The organism is Methanobrevibacter sp. (assembly GCF_017468685.1).
Classification (GTDB): Archaea; Methanobacteriota; Methanobacteria; order Methanobacteriales; family Methanobacteriaceae; genus Methanocatella.
Window position 1 is genome coordinate 42,373 of record NZ_JAFUHT010000031.1, and the last position, 20,815, is coordinate 63,187.

Consider the following 20,815-nt stretch of genomic DNA (forward strand, 5'->3'; position numbering starts at 1 on the left):
GCCTAATCCTCCTTCAAAGCATTGAAAAGCAATGGCAAGAAGGTTCCAATGTCTGTAACAATACCAACCACCTGAGCACTACCTCTGTCAGATAATTTTGTAACAGTAGAAGGATTAATGTCTACACAGATACTTTTAACTCTTGAAGGCAGAAGGTTACCTGTTGCAATTGAATGAAGCATAGTGGCAATCATAATAACCATATCAACTTCCTGAGCATAATGTCTCATTAACTTTTGTGCTTCAGCAGTGTCAGTTATGACATCAGGAAGTGGCCCGTCGTCACGAATGGAACCTGCTAAAACATATGGAACATCATTTTTGACACATTCATACATTATACCACCAGTCAAAGTGCCGTCTTCAACAGCATCCTTTATGGAACCTGAATTGTTGATTCTGTTGATTGCCCTCATATGGTGAGTGTGACCGTGAGCGACAATCTTACCTGTTTCAACTTCAATACCCAAAGAAGTTCCAAAGAGGTTAGATTCGATATCATGAGTAGCTAATGCATTTCCAGCCATGATAACATCAATATAACCCTGTTTGACAAGTTCTGCCAGATATTTTCCGGAACCGGTGTGAACTATTGCAGGCCCACCAACAATACCTATTTTTCCGCCTTTGGCTTTAATTTCCTTCATTTCAGAAGCAATTCCATTAATAAGATTCATTAAAGGCTTTTCAGAAGACACTTCACTGTTCATGAACTCGAAAACTTGCTGTTCTTCTCTTGATCTGTGAGGTGGAGTGACTCTTACACCGTCAAGACCAACAATGACCTTATCTCCAGCTTTTAAATCAGCAATTGGTTTTACAAATGCGCGTTTAGCTTCCTCATCAACAACAACAAGACAGTCCATTTCAATGTCCTCAACTAAAATCCAATCCCCATCAAAGAAAATATGGGTTGTGTGATTGGATGATGAATAAAAACCTTCAGGAGCAACTTTGTCCTTAGGTGCCGCAACAAGATTAACTTCCTTAATCTCATCAATAGATGCACCAAGTACAGACAGTTCATCTAAAATAGATTCCAATAGTTCAGGAGAATCAGCTGACACTTGAATTTTCGCATGACTTTCGTCTGATTTTTTACGTCCAACATCGATTTCTAAAATATCAAATTCTCCTCCTTTGTCCATAATTATACCCATTGTCTTAGTTAACATCAATGAGTCAATAATATGGCCTGAAAGGTCAATAGTTCTTTTATTCATAACAATATGCTCCATTTTTTAGTTAATATAATAATTATATTTTTGGTGATATTTAATGGTATTGTTATGTTAAAAAAAGAGAAAGATAATAAAAATAAATTTATTTTAAATAGAATTCTACCTAATAATTGTTTTGTACAACTTTACCTATATATCCTCCAAATAAACCTATTATAATAAATATTGGTATTGAAAATACAGTAAACATTAAAAAACTACTTACAAAACCAACAATAGCCCCATAAATTAAAGCATGCGTTGTTGAATTATTAGTTAAAAATCCAGAAATTGCCGAACCAATAATCAACCCCAAGATACCTATAACTCCAATTCCTGTTGACATTCCTACCAACAAACATACAATTGAAATAACAGCTCCTACAATAACAGGCTTTAATTCAAAATTGCTTGCAATATCTTCAGTCATAATATCTCCTTATTTTATTATTTCCCCAAGAAGTTCATCATATTTCATAAAATTATCTCCATATTTGTCATAGGTAAATGGAACTATAATAGAAACAACTTTATCATTATCTATATAAGCAAACTCCACATCAGTTGACAAATACATTTTATAAAATCCATCTTTTCCAGCTATATTTTTTTGTTGAAATCCTTTTTTAATTAAGGAATTACTTATTGCTGAGTCATCAGCTACCTTATTATCAACTGCAATATCAACTGTATCTCCAGTTTCAGTATTTTTATAAACCATATTCTCATAGGCATCATCAATGTCAGATTTTACGGGATTATCAACATCAAAACCGTCAGGCAAATGGAAATTAACCCCATTAACAGTAACATCATTTCCACCACCAAAAATCCACCAAGCACTAACACTAGATACAGAAGCAATAGCTACACATAAAATTACTAGACCCAAAATAATCTTTTTATTCATTAAAGATCACCTTAAAAATAGATAAGTAAGCAATTGCTTACTCATTTAAATTCAATACTATCCATAGCATCTTGGAGATAAATATCTCTACCTTGAATAAGCACTACCTGTGTATCATCATCTGAAGATATTAAATATCCATTATCACCACTATCTTCATAAACCCAAGTTGGAGTGCCATTTTCAATAGTTACGGTATAATTTTCTTTAATTTTCTTTAAAGCAAAATCAGTTACATTTTTAGTTCCATTTACATGAGTTATGTTGATATAGTCCACATATGCAAAAAGAGTAAGATCAGAATTTGGAATTTCATATATAGGATGATTTCCAGTACCACCCTGAGTTTCATTTATTTCAAGATTTGAGGCATTAGGAATATCCATTTTAAATTGTCCAAAATTATGAGACTCAAGTCCTTCAGCATATACAGTAGCTATTGAAACCGCTACAAAAAATACAACCAACAAAGTTAAAATTTTCTTGTTCATATTGAACCTCCTTATTTTTGTAATGATATTTTTAGTAAACACATAATATAAACATTGCTATTAGCATGCTAATATCATATAGATATCTATTAAATAGCTAAAATTAAAATTTTTAAATATGAGTAAAAAGGATGATATGAGCATTATATCACTGCTAGCTCGCTCTAAAAAAAGAATCAACGTGCTAAAATCTCTTGAAAAAGAAGATAAAATTCCATCAAAGATTAGTAAAGATATTGATGATAACAGCAACCACGTTTCAAAATATCTGAAAACATTAAAAGAAGCGGAGTTAGTGGAATGTCTTAATGAAGAAGACAAAAGATATAGATTCTACAGCATCACCGATAAGGGCAAATACTATCTTGACAAAGTAGAAAAAGACTATAAAGAATAATTTTAAAAAATAAAAAAAAGTTAGACTCAAATTTGAGTCTAAAGTCCGAAGAACAAGTATATTACAAATACTATAACCATTAACCAGATAGCCCAACCTAACTCTTTTGCTTTTCCAGTAGCTAAGCTTGCAACTGCATAAACTACGAATCCCCAAGCGATACCTAATGAAATGGAGTAGGTTAAAATCATCATTACAATGGTCATGAATACAGAAGCTGCTACAATTAAATTATCCCATTCAATTTCTTTTAATTGACCAATCATTAGTATACCAACAATCACTAATGCAGCACAGGTAACTGGAGAAGTGAATAATCCTAACACTAATGGTGCAAAGAATATTGATAATATGAATAATATACCAGTTACTACAGCAGTTAAACCAGTTTTACCACCAAGACCAATACCTGTTGCACTTTCAACATAAGCAGTTACAGTACTGGTACCGAATATTGCACCTACAATACCACCAACAGCATCAGCTAAAAATGCATTTTCAATTCCAACAGCTTGACCTTCTTCATCTATAAACCCACATTGTCTACCTAATGCCATTAATGTTCCTGTTGTATCAAAGAATGTTACAAATACAAGAGAGAAAAGCATCATAATCAAGTTTGGAATATTTGAGAACAGCTGTCCAAATCCTTTAGTAAATCCTGCAAATAATGATAAATCAAAATTAGTAGTAATGAATTCAGCTGGAACAGCAGGCATTAACATGTCTCCTGCACCGAATCCTAAAGCTGTAAAGATTACACCAATTATTGCAGTAATAACTAATCCGACAAATACTGCAGCAGGCACTTTTCTTACATATAATACTAAAGTAATTATAATACCGATTAATGCTAAAAGTGCTGGTGCTGACATGAGTGATCCCATTGCAACTAAAGTGGAAGGATCATCAACAATGATTCCTGCACCTTTAAGACCTAAAAATGCAAGGAAAAATCCGATAGCTGCACCGATACCCAATTTCAAGTCAATAGGAATAGCATTCAAGATAGCTTCCCTAAGACCAGAAATAGTGATTATTAAAAAGATTATACTTGATATGAATACTGCTGCAAGTGCAGTTTCCCAAGTGTTTCCCATTCCTAAAATTATAGTATATGTAAACAGTGCGTTCAGTCCCATTCCCGGAGCTAATCCGACTGGATATTTAGCAACTAGCCCCATAATTATACAAGCTACACCGGATGCAACAGCTGTTGCAAAAAACACTCCGGTAACAGGCATTCCACCATCACCCAAGATTACTGGGTTTACACCTAAAATGTAAGCCATAGCAAGGAATGTGGTGATACCTGCAAGAATTTCAGTTTTAAAATCTGTACCATTTTCCTTAAATTTAAAAAAATTATCCAACATATAACACCTCTTACGAAAAAAATAGTTTTCGTTAGATAGTATTATTTTTTTAAAAAAACAGTATTAAATTTATCTATAATTTTTTACTTTATCCTGGAAAAATAATCTAAGCTCAGATAAGATTATTTCCCATAGGAAAAAATGGCAATAAAATACAAAGAATTTATTTATTCTTTATTATTGAGGTCTAAAATGTCTTTAACCATATATGCTCCAATGAAAGCCTGTGTTAGGCATTTATATCCTATTCTTTCTATTGGATTTAAAGACCATACTTTTTTATCATCAGACATGATTTCACCTCTAAATAATAATAACTAATAAGTTATATATAAATTTAAGCATTTTAAAATTAGTTTAACCTAAAAAAAGCACAGAAATTTTGTTAAACCTAAATTTAAAAATCAATCGCATTTTTAGGACAATTTTTGATACATTCGGCACATAAAATGCATTCGGTACCATTGTGTCTTGTTCGTGATGAATCTAACAAATCGACATCCATAGAACAATTTTTAACACAAAGCCCACATTCATTGCATTTATCCCCATCAACACTGACCCTTAAAAATGAAAAATAACTGGCAGGCTTTAAAAAGACTGTAATAGGACATACATACTTACAAAATGCACGATTATCCTTTAAAATATATGCTAAAGCAATACCAATAATATAATACGCCAGATTACCAAATATAAATAGATAAAAAATTATATCATCCAAATTATTAACTTTAACCACCAATAAACCTATAAACGCTGTTAAAATCACTGCAAAAAGAATATATCTCACATATCCCCAATTTTTTTGCTCATGTTGAGGAGTTTTATACGGAAGCAAATCCAAAATCATAGCAGTCCAGCATGCATAACCGCACCAACCACGGCCGAAAATAAACGGTCCAATAATCTTTGCAATTAAAAAATGAATTACAGCTGCCTCAAAAACACCTAATGACAGATAATACCAAAATCCGAAAAGTGACAAGTTTTCATGCCCCAAAATTCCTACATAGAATAACAAATAGGATCCAATTGCAAGCATAATAAAGTTTCTTGCATATTTATAGCCATTTCCAATCAGATACACTCCTACAGTGATTGCAGAACCAATATAAAGAAAATTGAATATAAAAAATATATTTGAAGTCAAATAGTATACTAAAATGGCTATTGCCACAAAAACTAGCTCAATAATAACTGGCGATTTTTTAATCATGTGAATCTTACTTGATTAAAGTTAAAAAGTCATAAATAATCTTAGCTGCCACAACTGCAGTTGCATCACCCAATTTATCACTGGCAGTTTCGACAACATCCAAACCCACGACATTTTTATGACACAATGTTTCAAGAATTGTTTCAATATCATGAACAAACAATCCTCCAGGAGTAGGATTTCCAACATTAGGTGCAATAGCAGGATTAAATACGTCCATATCAATTGAAATATAAATCGGACCGTCAATATTCACCAAATAATATTCAATTGCATCCATATGTTTGTGGACATCCCTATTCTTAAATGTCTGAATATTATATGTTGATTTGACAAATTCCTCTTCATCTTTTGATGATGATCTGATTCCAATCTGAACTAAATCAACCCCCATTTCATGAGCCCTTCTCATAACAGTCGCATGAGAGTATTTCTCGCCGATAAATTCAAATGCAAGGTCTCTGTGAGCATCAAGATGAATAACAGTTAATTTTTCATACTTGTCAGTTAATGCATTAATCGCTCCGATAGATGCGGAATGCTCACCGCCAATTATTATCGGTTTGATTTTTAAGTCCAACATTTCCCTAACAGTATCCTCAATGATATGGCAGGTTGACTCACAGTTTCCCGGGACAACATTGACATCCCCGAAATCATAAAAAGTAGTTGTTAAATCTTTATTAAAAACAGTATTGTATTTTTCAAAACCAAATGATGCTTCACGTACAACAATTGGTCCCAAACGTGAACCGGAATGATAAGAAGTAGTGCTGTCAAATGGAACTCCGATTATTCCAAATGAATCTTCAACAATTTCATCATTTTCAGCAGAAAATGCAAATTTCCACGGTTCATAAGTATTTAAAAGCATAATAAATCTAAAAAAAAGGAAAAAATAAAAAAGAGAACTTATGATCCTCTAGTTCTCATTATTTTCATATTTCCCATAGCAACAATGTATTCGACTTCTCTGCCTTCAGTAATTTCATCTTTTAAGTCTTCAGGCATTGGTAAGTCGATAGTGTCATAGTTTTCCATATCCATGATTTGTACGTTGTCACCTTGGATAGAGATAACTTGACCTAATCTTTTATCAATAATAGGAATATCTACTTTGTTATCTACAGGTTTTACAAGACTTCTTTTTTGATTATCGAAAACACCAACAGCTTCAATTCTTGCTTTTGCTGCTCCGTGTTTACCAGGAGATGAAGTAGTGTAACTAATGATTTTACAAGCTTCTCCACCTAAAACAATATATTTTCCAACTTTTAATGTTTTGATTTCTACAACTTTTGTTGACATTAATTTTCCTCCATTTTATATAAAAACCGGTTTTTAATCTTATAATAAGGAATATTATTAGATTACTATTAACTATCTTTTCCATTTTATTTAAAGTATTCGCTTATTAATAATATTAAATACATTAAATTACATATTAAAAAATAAGTGATAACATGAGAATAGCTATTGTATCTGGAAATGATGAAGGTCCAACAAAACTTAATGCATTTGATAATGCTTTAACCCAGGCAGGAATTGGTGATGTAAATCTTATAAAAGTTTCTAGCATGCTGGCAGGCAATGCAAAAATAGAAAAGTTGCCAAAACTCAAAGCCGGAGCCATGGTGAATTGTGTTTTATCTGAAGTCACTTCTGACAATCCTGGTGATGAAATCACAGCAGTCATCGCGCTAGCTATTGGAGAAAAACTAGGCTGTGTTGTTGAAACAAGTGGAATCAATAAAGATAATGACGAGCTTATAAAAGAAGCTGAAGAAATGGTCAGATATATGATGGAAAAACGCAATGTGGAGATTAAGGAAATGCTGGTTGAATACTCCACAACAAAAGTCAAAAACATTGCATCCGTAGTTTCTTCAGTTGTTTATTTGAATGATGACATTATCGAGGGATAGGATGGATAAGGAAACTAGAAAAATCGCAAGACATTTGGCAAATAAAATTATCAAAGAAGTCGGACCTGCAGTAAGAGAATATGTCGGAACAGATTTGGGAGGAACAGAAGTAAAGACCGGTGCGGACGGAACCCCAACATCATTTATAGATCAGGTAGCTGAAGAGAAAATCATAAACATATTGAAAAATGCAGAAGTCTATTCCTACCTAGTCAGCGAAGAAGTTGGAGAGTTAAAGTTAGGAAAAGGAACAAAAAGAAGCATAAATTTAACTCAGGAATTAAGACGTACAGATTTAGCTGATGAAGAGACACCAAAATTCATATTTTTAATCGATCCTGTTGACAGAACAAGCAATGCAATTAAAGAAATTCCTGCATATGCAATTTCTGTAGCAATAGCTGATGTTAATCAGGGACGTGTTGCAACAATAAATGACGTGGAACTAGGATTTTTATACAATTTGGCAAACGGTAACTTTTTTGAAGCCGAAAAAGGAAAAGGATGCAAATTAAACAATGAAGCAGTAAAACCTAGTGATGTGATTAAAGTCAATGAAATGACATTGGGAGGATTTACAAAAACAGGAACTTCAGAAGCTTCAAAACTGGTTGACAGTGCACGTCGTATGAGGGTGCTTGGAAGTGTTGTTTTAGAGCTTTCTTATGTGGCAAGCGGAAAATATGATGCATTTCTTGATTTGAGAGGAAGCCGAATAATAGACATTGCAGCTGGAAAATTAATACTTGAAGAAGCCGGAGGAATAATTACCGACAAATACGGCCAGAAACTTGATAACGTATTGAGTATTTATGAAAAGGCAATAGTTGTGGCTGCAAATAATAAAATAATGCACAAACAGATTATTGATATTCTAAATGACAATCAAGCTGAAATAATTGGAAAAATCGGAGTGATTTCAAGAATTGACCAAGACTCTCCGATAGTGTTTGCTGCAAAGATTATTGATTACATCTTCACAAATGGACGCGAAGTGGTAGTTGAAAAACAGCTGGCACATAAATTACTTGAACTAAAAGAAAATCCCGATTTAAGCAAAATTATTCAGGAAACTAAAGATAATTATCCTGAAATCGCTTCTGAATTGGATGAAATCGACTTCAACATCGATTATGATAAAATTTCTGAAAATCTCTTTGATTTTGATTGCGATATGGCAATAATTTTAGGAGGAGATGGAACCCTTCTTAGAGCCCATAATAAAATGAAGGACGAAATTCCAATTTTTGGAATTAACATGGGAACAGTAGGATTTTTAACTGAAATCGAAGTTAAACACACTTTCGATGCATTGGATGACATATTAAGAGGAGATTATTATAAAGAAAAAAGAACCCGTCTTGTCGTGTCTCACGAAAATCATAATTTCAAAGCAATGAATGAAGTTGTTGTAATGACTGATAAACCTGCAAAAATGCTTCATTTCCAGATATTAGTTGATGGAGAGATAATTGAAGAAGTCAGAGCAGACGGATTAATCATATCAACACCAAGCGGATCTACAGCTTATTCAATGTCTGCCGGAGGACCTATTGTCGATCCGAAAGTTGAAGGATTCATCATAAATCCAATTTGTCCATACAAGCTAGGAGCAAGACCATTTGTCGTATCAGACAACAGTGAAATAACTGTAAAACTACTTAAAAAAGGTAAAAATGCAGTGTTTGTTATGGACGGTCAAATTAATGAAGAGGCAAAATATGAAGAGGAAATCAAATTTAAAAAATCAAGAAAAGATGCGCATTTCATAAGAACCTCTTCAAAATACTTCTATGAAAAGGTTAAAGACAAATTAAACGAAGGCGGCATTGACAGCAAATAGGTGGATTAATGAACAATCTTGTAATTGACCTGACCCATGGTGGAGTAAAAATAGCCATTAGCCTGGCAAAAAAAGGCAAAAATGTTTTAGCATTTGACCTGTATGACACCCTGAAAGGCATTGATGCCAAAATGCTACAAGTTTATGATGTGGAATTAATTCAACTGAAAGATTTGATTAATTTTAAAGGAGATATGAATGTAATTTACCCAATTCATATGCCGTTGTCTTTTGAAGAAATAAAAGAAAACAATCCTGACTTGAATTATACTTTTCAAACCCATCATGAATGCATCAGGGACCTTCTCAATGATTGGGGAGATGACATTCCAAAAATAGAAGTGACCGGAGTTAAAGGAAAAACCACTTCAGTTTTTATGCTTAAAGAAATTTTAATTGATGAAAATCCCCTTATTTTATCCAGTCTTGGTGCAATATTATATGAAGATAAATAAGAAATAATCCTGAAAAAGGATATTTCAATAACTCCTGCAAACATCAAAGAAACTGTCGATTTGGCTTATAAAATCGCTAATCCAATCTGTAAAATAGCAGACGGAGTTGTTGAAAGTGAAAATTTAAGAAAATATAACTCTACCATTTTTGAATCATCCCTTGGCGTTAGCGGAATCGGAGATGTTGGACTATTATTAAACATTGCTGAAAATTATCCTATCGCAAGAAATAAAAGCTGTGCAAGTGAAGCTAAAAAGCAGATATTCCGATGTCCTTGTGTTTGCATACAAAAGGAGGCATTGGATGAATATTATAAAGATGTAAAACATGACAAAATCAATACGTTTTCATTAAGTGATTTATCATCAAACCTATTTGTTAAAAAAGCAGAGTATGATTTAAATCAAACAGAACTTGAAATAATATACAATAATGTCAAAACGATTAATGATCAGATTATTTCAGGTGAAATCAAATTAAAAACATTTGCACCAGGACCGCATCATGTAAGCAATGTTTTAGGAGTTGTTTTAAGCTGCCTCAGCTTAGAAATTGATGTCTGCCGAATCATCAAAGGCCTTGAAAATTACAGAGGAATTCCCGGCAGAACAAATAAAAAGACTGTTGAAAATTCAATAATTATTGAAGAAATAAATCCTGGACTGAATACAGAAGCCATAAAGGAATCTATCAATATGATTAATAATTTAAACGATTATTACATTTCAGTTGGAGGAGATTACGGCATAACCTGCGAAGAAATTGATGAAGAAAAATTAACAAAATTCCTAAATACACTGCAATGTGAGATAATTTTAACTGGAGATTTAGGTTTGTCAATTTCAAAAAAAATAACTAAACCTTATACATATATTGAAAAATACACAGATGTTTACGATTTAGCTATAAAAACTAATAAGAATCTTCTTTTTATTTATAGATCAGATTACCGTAAAGTTTCACAAAGATGATATATTCAAAAAATTGAAACATTTAATATATATTAATTCTAAAAATTAATAATGTAACAAAATATTGTAAGGTCATCTTACAAAACAAATTTTAAAAATGGAGATAATTAATGATTGTAGGAACACGCGGTAGTCAATTAGCTTTAGCACAAACAAATCAAGTATGTGCAGATTTATCTAAAATAACCGGCGAATCAATTGATGTAGAAATTATTAAAACCAAAGGTGATAAGATTACTACATCCCAACTGTACAATATGGATTCCAAAGGACTTTTTACAAAAGAATTGGATATTGCCCTTTTGGAAGAAGAAGTTGATTTTACTGTTCACAGTTTTAAAGATTTGCCTACAGAATTAGATGAAGATTTGGAAATTGTTGCTGTTCCTAAAAGAGAATCTCCAAATGAAGTGCTAATCTCAAAAAAAGACTGGAATGATTTAGGTCCCGGATCAAAACTTGGAACCAGCAGTCTTAGACGAGAAGCTTTTTGTAATCATTACAACAAGGAATTTGAACTCAAACCTATCAGAGGAAATATTGAAACCAGAATTCAAAAAGCCTTAGAAAGTGATTTGGATGCGACCATAATGGCACAGGCAGGACTGAAAAGATTAAATCTAACCAAATATATCAAGAATGTATTTCCACTGGATTATATCACCCCTCCAGCAGGCCAAGGTGCATTGGCAATTATTACTAGAAAAGACAGTGATAAAAAAGAGGCAATTTCAAAATTAAATGATTACTATTCCATGCAGGAAGTTCTTGCTGAAAAAAAAGTGCTTGAGGAACTTGGCGTTGGTTGCCAATGGCCAATAGGTGCAATAGCACGAATGAATGATAATAAATTTAATATTTATTCTATATTATTAACCAAAGAAGGAGAAATCCTAAAAGAACAAAGTGAAAAAGGATCCATCAGAGATGCGGTTGAACTTGGCAGACGTATCGGAAAAATTTTCACAGATTATGTTTAGACGGAGGAATTAAATTGAAAACTATTAACGTAGGAGTTGTCGGAGTAGGTGCGATGGGTGAAAACCATGTTCGTGTCTATCACAAAATAGAAGAAGCAAATTTAGTCGCTGTAAGTGATGTAAGTGAAAGAGCACTTAAAAAAATCGAGAAAAAATATGGTGCTAAAGGATATACGGACTACAACGAACTATTGGAAAATCCTGACATAGAGGCAGTGAGTGTTTGTGTACCAACCACATTTCACCATGCAGTGGTTATGGAAGCCATTAAACATGGAAAACATGTTTTAGTCGAAAAACCTATTGCATTTACAGTGCAGGAAGCTGAAGAAATGATTGCTGCTGCTAAAGAAGCAGGAGTCATGCTTGCAACCGGACATGTTGAGAGATTTAATCCTGCTGTTCAAAAGGCTAAAGAACTTATTGATGATGGAGTTATTGGAGATATTGTATCCGCATTTGCAAAAAGAGTAGGACCACTCCCACCAAGAATAAAAGATGTTGGAGTATCAATAGATTTAGCTATTCACGATTTAGACATTATGAACTATTTATTTGAAGAGGAAGTGACTCAAGTTTACGGTACCATGAACAGTAGTTTTGATGACAGTGAATTTGAAGACCATGCAGAGATTATGGTTAACTTTGACAACGAATCTACTGGAATAATTGAAGTAAACTGGTTAACCCCATACAAACGTAGAGAATTAGAACTTACCGGTACCGCTGGAATCATTTCAGTCGACTATATCAAACAGAGTATTGAGGTATACGGTAAATTCGCCCAAGATATTCAAATCAAACATGAAGAACCACTCAAAAGTGAATTAACTTCATTCTTAAATGCAGTAATGAACGGAGACGAACCAGAAATAACTGGTGAAGATGGATTAAAAGCTCTTAAAATGGTTATTGCTGCAAATCAATCCTCCAAAGAACATAAACCAATTAGCTTTGAAGAACTACAATAAGGTGATAATGTGAAACAAAAATTAATTCAAAAAGCTCAAGAACTTAGAAGCCACGGATTTACAACTGGTGAAATTGCAGATGAACTTAATGTAAGTATGGACACTGCAAGATGGTTAACACTTCAAAAAACCGCTGAAGTAAAAGCTGAAGCACCAGTGGATTTTGCTATTAATTGGAAAAGCATCGGTGGAAACTCAACACGTTTAAGTTATGTTTCAGGTGCTTTAAGTGACATGGCATTATCACACGGAGATGTTGACACTATTGTCGGTATTGCAGTAAGTGGTATTCCTTTTGCAACTGTCATGGCAGAGCATGTTGAGGATATGACCGGTGAAGATACATCCTTAGCTATTTTCCACCCTCAAAAACACAGAAAAGACGTTGATGAAAGTAATGATGAAGGTACCATCAGTACTAACTTCGGAACCGTTGAAGGTAAAAAAGTTGTAATTGTAGACGACGTCATTACAAGTGGAAAAACTGCAAAAGAAGTGATTCATACAGTTAAAGACTTAGGTGGAGAACCTACCTGCGTTACCGTATTAATCGATAAAGCAGGACTTTCTGAAATTGAAGGTGTGCCTGTTGAATCTTTAATTAAAGTAAGTAGATTATAAATCTACTACCATTTCTTATTTTTTCCAATAACACCACATTAAAGGAACATTAACCATGAATATACTATTGCTACAGAACATGTCAATAATACTGATTACAGCAGTGATCGTATTGTTGATATTTAACAAATTAAAATTACCCACAATGATAGGATTATTTATTACAGGCATTGTCCTCGGACATGTCGTTAATGATACAAGTATCATATCCACATTTTCAGAGTTAGGAGTGATATTTCTACTGTTTATCATCGGCCTGGAATTTTCTGCTGAGAAATTCTCGGCAATTAAAAACTATGCCCTGATTGGAGGAATACTACAAGTAGTTTTAACAACAGTACTGATTACATTACTCGGATTAGTGTTAAGTCTCAGTTTAAACAGTGCAATATTTTTAGGATTTTTAGTTGCATTTTCATCAACAGCAATTGTTATGAAAGTAATGCAGCAAAGACACATTACCCATTCTGTTCAGGGAAGAGTGACATTAGGAATTTTGATATTTCAGGACATTGCAGTAATTATTGTAATTTTAATTACTCCATTATTAGGTGGAGAATCAATTAATCTGAATACGATCCCCTTATTACTTATAAAAGCAATTGGTCTTGGGTTAATAATATTTGCCGGTGCCAAATGGTTCATCCCATTGGCTTTAAGAGATGCAGCTCGAACAAAAAACAGGGATCTGTTTTTACTGTTAACCTTGTTCATATGTATGGGAACCACATTTGCAACCAGTTTAATTGGAATTGGTCCAGAACTAGGAGCATTCCTTGCAGGATTGCTCATATCAAATACCGAATATTCCCATCAGACATTAGGTTATATCCAGCCTTTCCAAGACGTATTCATGAGTTTATTCTTCATCAGTATTGGTTTAATGGTTAATTTGCATTTATTCCTTACAAACATTGGAATAATCCTCGTGTTGACTGCAGTTATTTTAATAATCAACTTTACTGCAACATTAATCACAGGAATGGTTTTGAAATTACCTACCAAAATATCCATCAGCATTGCAATTCTTTTAAGTCAAATCGGGGAATTTTCTTTTGTTCTTGCAAAGGAAGGAATGAATTATGGATTAATGACTAATCAGTTTTTCAGCATATTTTTAGGAGTCAGCATTCTTACAATGTCCCTAACCCCATTTTTAGAAAAGGCAACACCAAAAATTGTCAGGTTATTTGCACGATTGTCCTATTTCCAGATTGATAATGAATTAAAAACATTGCCTGAAGAATTGGAAGAAGAGCATGAAATAGAAGATCATGTGATTTTAGTCGGTTTGGGCCGTAATGGAAAACATATCGCCAAAGCCTGCAGACAGTTCAAAATACCTATTCGCATTGTGGATATGAATCCTGTCATTGTTGAAAATCAACAGGCATTGGGCTTGCCTATCATATACGGTAAAGCTTCAAATGAAAGTGTCCTAAAAGAGCTGAACATTACTTCAGCACAGTGCATTGTAATTTCCGCCTCAACATATGAGGAGACTTTAAAGACAATTGATACTGCAAGACGCCTGAACCCTGACATACACATTATTGTACGTACACGTTATTTAAGAAGTATTGATGAAGTTATTGAAGCCGGTGCAGATGAAGTAATACCAAAAGAATTTGAAACCAGTATTTTGATGTTTACAAGATTGATGAATTACTATAACAAAGATCTTAATGAAATTACCGATGCCGTAAATGACTTAAGGTCAGATAACTATGATGCATTTAGAACCGTGACTTCAGAAGACATCTCAAGCTATCTCAACTATAAGTACACAGATTTAGAAATTGATTCATTAAGAGTGTCTGAAAATACTCATATTGATGATTTGCCGTTTGAAGAGAACAATTTAAAAGTAACAGGAGTAGTTCGTGGTAAAGATACTTTTATTGATGTTAAATCTGATTTCAAATTTCTTGAAGATGATTTGATATTATTCATTGGGCATAGGGAAAACATTAATAATTTCTTTGATGCCATCTAAAAATTAATATTCAAATCATCCATCATTTTTTCAATTTTTAAATTCAGTTCATGAATATTGGATTCTATTTCCCGTTTTTCACCAACCAGCTCTTCAAGTGTTATGAATTCACCCTCAAAAGTATCAACATATCGTGAAACTGACAAATTGAAATTATTCTCTTCAATCTCTTCGATGGAAATCAGATTGGAATATTTTGGAAGTGATAATCTGTTTGCAAATACATTTTCCATTTTAGACATTGTCTTTTCATCAAGAATAAAATTCTTTCTAAAAAGTCCAGGATATACCAATCCGCTTTTTTTGGTTTCATAATCCGCAGACATATCAATAAATAGAATATTATCACTTTTTTTGTTTTTTCTAAAAACAATGACTATTTCCGGCCTTGAACGAATAATTTCACTTGGAATTCTGATGATTGCATCGATGTAGTTTTTCTCTTCTGTCAAATACTTTCTTAAAAGCTCCAGTGAATTTTTAAAAAGGAAGTTTTCTGAAATGCTTACTGCCATGATTCCGTCTTCCTTAAGGGAATCTATGAGATTGATTAAAAATAAAAATTCACTATCCATTAACTGTGCATACTGACCTGTGAAATCAATGCCAGAATCATTAAAATCAATCTTGTCAACAAGATTTTCCAATGCCTGATTCAATTCACTGTCCTGCTTGAATGAATCATCATCAATTCCCAAGTTATTCATCAGGAAACTTTCAAGCTCACTTCGCCTATTTCTTTTAGCAATTTCCCTGCCTTGATTGTAATTTGAAGAATAATAGTTTTTTATGGCAATCGGAATTTTTGATATGATTGCATCAAATGATGCACCATTTATGTCTATGGAATCAAGTGCATCCTCCTGCTTTATGAATACATCATTCAATGACACACTGTTTATGAATAGTTTTACTAGAACATGACATAAGTTTATTCTGCTTTGGTCTTTTCCATAGCAGTACTTCAGACCAAAACCAAGATGTTCATACAGGCGCATGATTGAAGATCCGTCTTTCATGAAAGGGTCATAGACCGAACTGATATGTTTCTTTTCACTTAAAACAATTGCAATCAATATCTGAGTAACAAATTGCGGATTTGAATTGACATGCATAAATCTTGATGATGCAACTATGTCATATACTTCTCTAAATTCAAAATCACTGTCAAAAACATTTAATTTTGAAATCAAACTGATGATTTCAGATATAGCACTATTCAATTCCTCATCAAACTCAGAAGTGTCAATTTCATCATCAATTGTTTTAAACAGCAGATTAAAGTACTTGATATTATGATATTCTGAATTGAATATTACGCTTTCAGGAAATATCTTTAAAAAATCAGCCAAAAAACCCGGCTTATCAAAACCATCGTTAATTACATCCTCAATGAGAGCGTCAGATTTTTTAATATAAAATCCATTCATTTTCAGTGAATCAAAAACAAGTTCCGCCTGAAATTCACTGTTTTTATAAGCCTCATCAATTGTTAGTTCCTTGTCCTTTAATGCAAAATCCAAAAAATCCCTGACAGTATCTGAGCAATACTTGTACAGGAAAGTGTAGAGGATAATGTAGTCTGCTTGGGGAGGGAAATTGATGGTTCTTGATTTGGACATAATCCGTCTTAGAATAGTATAGTTGCTGGATTTTTTATTTTTCATCATATTCACCCCATAAATCGTTCAGTATTGCCTCCTTTAGACGTCTGTCATATTCTACCTGACGTGAATCTTCAATGATTTTATCATTGATTGTGTTTAGAAGTTCACCGTATTTCTTTTGAGTTTTAGAATCCGGCATGACAAGTTCAAGCTGCTTTATATCCTTTAGTGATGTATGGGGCAGTTTTCCACTTCCTCCAAGTTCATGGAGCTGTTTTTTGATATGTGCATTTGTCAGCAGGTGTGCAATGAACTCTGCATCATAGCCAGTGTTGAGTCTGATTATGGCAATCCTGTCACTGATAAGAAGTTTATCCTCTTTTACACAAACGACATCATAAGGATAAGTCATTTTCATGAGGACATCATTTTTTTGTGTGAAATATCTGTCCTTAATGTCATGGTTAAGGGAAACCTCTTCGAAATCAGACAGTTCTCCATCTTTTTTGATGGATCTTTGAACTATGATTTTGAAGGAATCACCCTTTTCATCTAGATATCTTCTGTATGATAAGCCAGAGATAATCTCCGCCATATCTTCAAGTTTTATTTTTTGCATTTTAATCCCTTTCAAAGAAAGTAATTATTTAATGGTGGTTGAATGAGCATTAGTTTTGGTGGTGAGCCAAAACTGGATTACTGGTAAAGACCTGAAACATCATCAAGCAGCGGTGTTTCATCACGTATTTCTGACGGGTCGACTTTTTCTGCTGAAACTCCTCCGATTACTCCAATGCTTTGGATGTTGTCTTTTATGACAGCTGTAGAAGTAACTCCTGGTCCTTGTGGAGATAAAACAAACAAATCAAGGAATGTTTCATCTTCCCCCACAATGAATGCAGGTTCGATTGACTCTGCAGATTTGGTTTGAACCCTAATCAGAATGTGTTTTGCATCATTTTCTTCATCAATACCAATTTCTTTTCTTATTGTTTCATCTAAATTTTTTACTTTTTCGCTCCAATTAATTTTTGAGTTCATATCATTACCTCTTTTTATTTTCTTATATATCACCTTAAAATACAATGGTGTGGATTTTTTGTAAATTAATGTATTTATCCAAAAGTTTTGACTTTTGTAATAATACATTAATTTTTATAGTATATAAACTTAACTGTTTTTATAATATTTTTTAAAAAATTACAGTTATTAAGCTGTAAAATATCATTTATTTCTTATACAATATAAAGTTTTTGTATTTTTTAAAAAAATGCAAAAAAATGCAAAAACACAAATGCACAAAAACATAAAGTATTTATGAATGTAAGTGCTTACTTACATTATGGAAGTTAAAAGTGGAAGTATTGAAGAGAGAATCATCAATGCTTCATTTCATATTCTAGAAAAAGAAGGAATATCTGGAGCAACAACTAAAAAAATAGCAACACAAGCAGAAGTAAGTGAAGTTACACTATTCAGAAAGTTTGAAAACAAACAAAAACTAATAGAAGCTGCAAAAGATTACTACTGCAACAATCTAATAAGCAAGCTCGAGGAAATATTTGAATCCACTCCCGAAACCAGTGTTGAAGAATATTTAACCAGTTGCTTTTACAAAGTTGCTAATTTAACTGATTATGAATTAAATATCATAAAAGTCGGACTGGAAGAAGTTAGAAACATTCCAACCGAAAATAAAGTATTCTTAAGAATTTCAGAAACAATTATCCTAAAATTGAAAAATTTCTTTTCATTAAAAATCCAACAAAACGAAATAAGAAAAATAAATCCAGAAATTCTTGCTCTAAATATGTTCAGTATTCTTTTTGAATCAATAATTCTATGGAAAGTGTATGGTAAAACCCCACAGTATCCTATTGACAAATATATTGAAGACTTCCTAGACATTATCTTAAACGGAATAAAAAGTGATATAAAATGAGTGGAAGAGACATCAACAACATTGTTGAAATAATGAAAAAAGATTTAAAAGCATCTTTCTCTAATCCAATTGTAATAATTGTATTAGTGGCCATTATAATCTTACCTTCCTTATACGCTCTTATTAATATCCAAGCTTGTTGGAATCCATATGAAAATACAGGAGAAATACAATTTGCAATAGCAAACCTAGACAAAGGAGCATCCTATGAAGGATCCCAACTAAATGTTGGTAATGAACTTGTTAAAGAGTTGAAAAACAATACTGACTTTGATTGGGTTTTTGTGACAGAAGATGAGCTGAGACAGGGAGTTCATGACGGAAAATACTATGCAGGAATGGTTATACCCGAGGACTTAAGTGAAGATGTAATCTCCATTACAAGCGATAACCCAAAATCCGCAAAAATCGATTATGTAGTGAACATTAAAGCAAATCCCGTTGCAAATAAATTAACCGACACTGCATCAAATGCAGTTTACAGAACAATGAATGCAAAAATTGTTGAATTTATTAACTTAGCAGCATATGGGAAATTGGGAGAACTGCAATCCGGATTATCCTCAGGAGCAAGCCAGCTTTCAAGTGGAGCAACAAAATTATCCAATGGAGCAAGTCAAGTATCTTCAGGAGCAGATAAAGTATCTTCAGGAGCTTCAGATTTAAGCAATGGTGCAGATAAAGTAAAAACTGGTGCTTCAAAAGTTAATGATGGAGCAGATAAAGTAAAATCTGGTTCTAAAGCCATTGACAATGGTGCAAGTGAAGTGTCTTCAAGTGCAGACAAAATCAAATCTGGTTCACAACAAGTTCAACAAGGAGCCAGCAATTTAGAATCCTCAGTTGACCCCTCAGTGCTGCCAAGCCCAGTTAAGGATGTTGTCGAAGGTTCTGTGAGTCTTGCAAATTCAAGTTCACAATTGGCTAGCGGATCAAGTGAATTAGCTGAAGGTTCTGTCAAACTTGCAAACAGTTCATCAAAACTTGCCAATGGAGCAGGAGATGTTGCAAGTGGAGCTAAAGATGTGGCTAACGGCGCAGGTGATGTAGCAGACGGTTCCAATGAATTAGCTGAAGGGGCTTTAAGTCTTGCAGCAGGTTCCCAATTGTTATCATCTTCAGCATCTCAGGCATTATTCTCTGCAGCAAGCGCATTATCCGGAGCATCAACTTCACTTTCCGCTGTGACAGGAGTTAATGAATCCCAAATCGGAGATTATATTTACTCCCCTGTAAAATTGGAACGTGAAGAAATATTCCCAGTTGAAGATTACGGATCAAATGTTGCGCCATTCTATCTTGTTTTATCAATGTGGGTCGGAGCAGTCATTACATGTGTAATGCTTAAACCAGGAACCAGTACTGGAACAAAATATTCTCCTTTAGAGATGTATTTCGGTAAACTACTATTATTCATAGTAATGAGTTTACTTCAGGCGGCAGTCACAATTTCTGGAGCATTCCTGTTAGGCGTCGAAATTAAAAATCCGTTGCTGTTTACATTTTCAGCAGCACTTGTATCGGTAATTTTCATGGTGCTCATGTATTCTTTAATATCCGCATTAGGTCAAGTCGGCAAAGGAATTGGAGTTGTTCTTTTAGTGCTTCAAATTTCCGGAACTGGAGGAATTTATCCAATTGAGATTATGGAACATATATTCCAAATAATTTATCCTTACCTGCCAATGACATATGCAATCAATTTAGTCAGGGAAGCTCAATTAGGCATAGTTTGGTCTAATTACATGCCTTCACTAGCAGTTTTAATGGGAATTGGTATTATAACCGTTATTGTTGCAGTAATTATTAAAGAAAAAGCAGAAGACGCATCACATTACTTTGAAGAGCGTTTGGAAGAAACAGATTTATTTTAAGGGATTGAAAAATATT

General features: G+C 33.4%; 23 protein-coding genes. 11 read left to right on the forward strand and 12 right to left on the reverse strand.

Going from position 1 to position 20,815, the window contains the following annotated elements; translation table 11 throughout:
* Nucleotides 1-2: 2 nt before the first annotated feature.
* The 4 genes from IJ258_RS04415 to IJ258_RS04430 all read right to left on the reverse strand — a co-directional run bounded on the left by IJ258_RS04415 (nt 3) and on the right by IJ258_RS04430 (nt 2,621).
* Entirely contained in the window at nt 3-1,223 is a 1,221-nt protein-coding gene (locus IJ258_RS04415) for a TIGR00300 family protein (protein ID WP_292803494.1), read from the reverse strand.
* Between the two features lie 121 nt (nt 1,224-1,344).
* The gene (locus IJ258_RS04420; RefSeq protein ID WP_292803497.1) at nt 1,345-1,650 is read right to left on the reverse strand and encodes a DUF5518 domain-containing protein; all 306 of its coding nucleotides are present in this window, start codon (nt 1,648-1,650) and stop codon (nt 1,345-1,347) included.
* A gap of 9 nt (nt 1,651-1,659) precedes the next feature.
* A complete protein-coding gene (locus IJ258_RS04425; protein ID WP_292803500.1) occupies nt 1,660-2,112 on the reverse strand; it encodes a hypothetical protein in 453 nt (150 codons plus the stop codon).
* Nucleotides 2,113-2,171: 59 nt separating this feature from the next.
* The gene (locus IJ258_RS04430) at nt 2,172-2,621 is read right to left on the reverse strand and encodes a hypothetical protein (protein ID WP_292803502.1); all 450 of its coding nucleotides are present in this window, start codon (nt 2,619-2,621) and stop codon (nt 2,172-2,174) included.
* A 118-nt stretch (nt 2,622-2,739) separates the two neighbouring features.
* On the opposite strand from IJ258_RS04430, the gene IJ258_RS04435 reads away from it, so the two are divergent.
* Nucleotides 2,740-3,018: a winged helix-turn-helix domain-containing protein gene (locus IJ258_RS04435; RefSeq protein WP_292803505.1), complete on the forward strand. Its 279-nt coding sequence runs from the start codon at nt 2,740-2,742 to the stop codon at nt 3,016-3,018.
* 38 nt (nt 3,019-3,056) lie between these two features.
* On the opposite strand, the gene IJ258_RS04440 is transcribed toward IJ258_RS04435, so the two are convergent.
* The 5 genes from IJ258_RS04440 to IJ258_RS04460 all read right to left on the reverse strand — a co-directional run bounded on the left by IJ258_RS04440 (nt 3,057) and on the right by IJ258_RS04460 (nt 6,921).
* Nucleotides 3,057-4,394 (reverse strand): NCS2 family permease, encoded by a 1,338-nt coding sequence (locus IJ258_RS04440; protein ID WP_292803509.1) that lies wholly within the window; start codon nt 4,392-4,394, stop codon nt 3,057-3,059.
* Between the two features lie 167 nt (nt 4,395-4,561).
* The gene (locus IJ258_RS04445) at nt 4,562-4,687 is read right to left on the reverse strand and encodes a hypothetical protein (protein ID WP_292803512.1); all 126 of its coding nucleotides are present in this window, start codon (nt 4,685-4,687) and stop codon (nt 4,562-4,564) included.
* Nucleotides 4,688-4,791: 104 nt separating this feature from the next.
* A complete protein-coding gene (locus tag IJ258_RS04450) occupies nt 4,792-5,613 on the reverse strand; it encodes a 4Fe-4S binding protein (RefSeq protein WP_292803515.1) in 822 nt (273 codons plus the stop codon).
* Between the two features lie 7 nt (nt 5,614-5,620).
* The gene (gene speB / locus IJ258_RS04455; RefSeq protein WP_292803518.1) at nt 5,621-6,487 is read right to left on the reverse strand and encodes an agmatinase; all 867 of its coding nucleotides are present in this window, start codon (nt 6,485-6,487) and stop codon (nt 5,621-5,623) included.
* 38 nt (nt 6,488-6,525) lie between these two features.
* Nucleotides 6,526-6,921, reverse strand: a complete 396-nt coding sequence (locus tag IJ258_RS04460; protein ID WP_116592239.1) for a translation initiation factor IF-5A — start codon at nt 6,919-6,921, stop codon at nt 6,526-6,528.
* A gap of 155 nt (nt 6,922-7,076) precedes the next feature.
* On the opposite strand from IJ258_RS04460, the gene IJ258_RS04465 reads away from it, so the two are divergent.
* The 8 genes from IJ258_RS04465 (at nt 7,077) to IJ258_RS04500 (ending at nt 15,376) form a co-directional block, all read left to right on the forward strand.
* Nucleotides 7,077-7,538 carry a pyruvoyl-dependent arginine decarboxylase gene (locus IJ258_RS04465; RefSeq protein WP_292803523.1) on the forward strand — a complete coding sequence of 154 codons (462 nt, stop codon included), beginning with the start codon at nt 7,077-7,079 and terminating at the stop codon, nt 7,536-7,538.
* 1 nt (nt 7,539) lies between these two features.
* Entirely contained in the window at nt 7,540-9,381 is a 1,842-nt protein-coding gene (locus IJ258_RS04470; RefSeq protein WP_292803526.1) for a bifunctional NADP phosphatase/NAD kinase, read from the forward strand.
* An 8-nt stretch (nt 9,382-9,389) separates the two neighbouring features.
* A complete protein-coding gene (locus IJ258_RS04475) occupies nt 9,390-9,836 on the forward strand; it encodes a hypothetical protein (protein ID WP_292803529.1) in 447 nt (148 codons plus the stop codon).
* A gap of 60 nt (nt 9,837-9,896) precedes the next feature.
* The gene (locus IJ258_RS04480) at nt 9,897-10,808 is read left to right on the forward strand and encodes a hypothetical protein (RefSeq protein WP_292803532.1); all 912 of its coding nucleotides are present in this window, start codon (nt 9,897-9,899) and stop codon (nt 10,806-10,808) included.
* Nucleotides 10,809-10,918: 110 nt separating this feature from the next.
* Nucleotides 10,919-11,788 (forward strand): hydroxymethylbilane synthase, encoded by an 870-nt coding sequence (gene hemC / locus IJ258_RS04485; RefSeq protein WP_292803536.1) that lies wholly within the window; start codon nt 10,919-10,921, stop codon nt 11,786-11,788.
* A gap of 14 nt (nt 11,789-11,802) precedes the next feature.
* Nucleotides 11,803-12,759 carry a Gfo/Idh/MocA family protein gene (locus tag IJ258_RS04490; protein ID WP_292803539.1) on the forward strand — a complete coding sequence of 319 codons (957 nt, stop codon included), beginning with the start codon at nt 11,803-11,805 and terminating at the stop codon, nt 12,757-12,759.
* A 9-nt stretch (nt 12,760-12,768) separates the two neighbouring features.
* A complete protein-coding gene (locus IJ258_RS04495; RefSeq protein WP_292803542.1) occupies nt 12,769-13,380 on the forward strand; it encodes an orotate phosphoribosyltransferase-like protein in 612 nt (203 codons plus the stop codon).
* Nucleotides 13,381-13,459: 79 nt separating this feature from the next.
* Nucleotides 13,460-15,376: a cation:proton antiporter gene (locus IJ258_RS04500; protein ID WP_292803626.1), complete on the forward strand. Its 1,917-nt coding sequence runs from the start codon at nt 13,460-13,462 to the stop codon at nt 15,374-15,376.
* Here IJ258_RS04500 and IJ258_RS04505 read toward each other — a convergent pair.
* The 3 genes from IJ258_RS04505 to IJ258_RS04515 all read right to left on the reverse strand — a co-directional run bounded on the left by IJ258_RS04505 (nt 15,373) and on the right by IJ258_RS04515 (nt 18,024).
* Nucleotides 15,373-17,046: an N-6 DNA methylase gene (locus IJ258_RS04505; protein ID WP_292803545.1), complete on the reverse strand. Its 1,674-nt coding sequence runs from the start codon at nt 17,044-17,046 to the stop codon at nt 15,373-15,375. The genes IJ258_RS04500 and IJ258_RS04505 overlap by 4 nt on opposite strands.
* Nucleotides 17,033-17,602, reverse strand: coding sequence for a restriction endonuclease subunit S (locus IJ258_RS04510; protein WP_292803548.1), 570 nt, complete (start codon nt 17,600-17,602; stop codon nt 17,033-17,035). Before IJ258_RS04510 ends, IJ258_RS04505 begins: the two co-directional genes overlap by 14 nt.
* Nucleotides 17,603-17,679: 77 nt before the next feature.
* Nucleotides 17,680-18,024 (reverse strand): hypothetical protein, encoded by a 345-nt coding sequence (locus tag IJ258_RS04515; RefSeq protein ID WP_292803551.1) that lies wholly within the window; start codon nt 18,022-18,024, stop codon nt 17,680-17,682.
* Between the two features lie 301 nt (nt 18,025-18,325).
* On the opposite strand from IJ258_RS04515, the gene IJ258_RS04520 reads away from it, so the two are divergent.
* Together IJ258_RS04520 and IJ258_RS04525 are read left to right on the forward strand one after the other, a co-directional pair.
* The gene (locus IJ258_RS04520) at nt 18,326-18,925 is read left to right on the forward strand and encodes a TetR/AcrR family transcriptional regulator (RefSeq protein WP_292803554.1); all 600 of its coding nucleotides are present in this window, start codon (nt 18,326-18,328) and stop codon (nt 18,923-18,925) included.
* On the forward strand, nt 18,922-20,799 hold the full coding sequence (locus tag IJ258_RS04525; protein WP_292803558.1) for a YhgE/Pip domain-containing protein: 1,878 nt from the start codon (nt 18,922-18,924) through the stop codon (nt 20,797-20,799). Before IJ258_RS04520 ends, IJ258_RS04525 begins: the two co-directional genes overlap by 4 nt.
* Nucleotides 20,800-20,815: the final 16 nt, after the last annotated feature.

Bases quoted from the DNA above. Each gene is read 5' to 3' on its own strand.
- IJ258_RS04515 (WP_292803551.1), bottom strand. From the start codon at position 18,024: ATGAACTCAAAAATTAATTGGAGCGAAAAAGTAAAAAATTTAGATGAA.
- IJ258_RS04440 (WP_292803509.1), bottom strand. From the start codon at position 4,394: ATGTTGGATAATTTTTTTAAATTTAAGGAAAATGGTACAGATTTTAAA.
- IJ258_RS04475 (WP_292803529.1), top strand. From the start codon at position 9,390: ATGAACAATCTTGTAATTGACCTGACCCATGGTGGAGTAAAAATAGCC.
- IJ258_RS04430 (WP_292803502.1), bottom strand. From the start codon at position 2,621: ATGAACAAGAAAATTTTAACTTTGTTGGTTGTATTTTTTGTAGCGGTT.
- IJ258_RS04465 (WP_292803523.1), top strand. From the start codon at position 7,077: ATGAGAATAGCTATTGTATCTGGAAATGATGAAGGTCCAACAAAACTT.
- IJ258_RS04450 (WP_292803515.1), bottom strand. From the start codon at position 5,613: ATGATTAAAAAATCGCCAGTTATTATTGAGCTAGTTTTTGTGGCAATA.
- IJ258_RS04445 (WP_292803512.1), bottom strand. From the start codon at position 4,687: ATGTCTGATGATAAAAAAGTATGGTCTTTAAATCCAATAGAAAGAATA.
- IJ258_RS04500 (WP_292803626.1), top strand. From the start codon at position 13,460: ATGTCAATAATACTGATTACAGCAGTGATCGTATTGTTGATATTTAAC.
- hemC (WP_292803536.1), top strand. From the start codon at position 10,919: ATGATTGTAGGAACACGCGGTAGTCAATTAGCTTTAGCACAAACAAAT.
- IJ258_RS04415 (WP_292803494.1), bottom strand. From the start codon at position 1,223: ATGAATAAAAGAACTATTGACCTTTCAGGCCATATTATTGACTCATTG.
- IJ258_RS04420 (WP_292803497.1), bottom strand. From the start codon at position 1,650: ATGACTGAAGATATTGCAAGCAATTTTGAATTAAAGCCTGTTATTGTA.
- IJ258_RS04470 (WP_292803526.1), top strand. From the start codon at position 7,540: ATGGATAAGGAAACTAGAAAAATCGCAAGACATTTGGCAAATAAAATT.
- IJ258_RS04510 (WP_292803548.1), bottom strand. From the start codon at position 17,602: ATGCAAAAAATAAAACTTGAAGATATGGCGGAGATTATCTCTGGCTTA.
- IJ258_RS04525 (WP_292803558.1), top strand. From the start codon at position 18,922: ATGAGTGGAAGAGACATCAACAACATTGTTGAAATAATGAAAAAAGAT.
- IJ258_RS04460 (WP_116592239.1), bottom strand. From the start codon at position 6,921: ATGTCAACAAAAGTTGTAGAAATCAAAACATTAAAAGTTGGAAAATAT.
- IJ258_RS04505 (WP_292803545.1), bottom strand. From the start codon at position 17,046: ATGATGAAAAATAAAAAATCCAGCAACTATACTATTCTAAGACGGATT.
- IJ258_RS04435 (WP_292803505.1), top strand. From the start codon at position 2,740: ATGAGTAAAAAGGATGATATGAGCATTATATCACTGCTAGCTCGCTCT.
- IJ258_RS04520 (WP_292803554.1), top strand. From the start codon at position 18,326: ATGGAAGTTAAAAGTGGAAGTATTGAAGAGAGAATCATCAATGCTTCA.
- speB (WP_292803518.1), bottom strand. From the start codon at position 6,487: ATGCTTTTAAATACTTATGAACCGTGGAAATTTGCATTTTCTGCTGAA.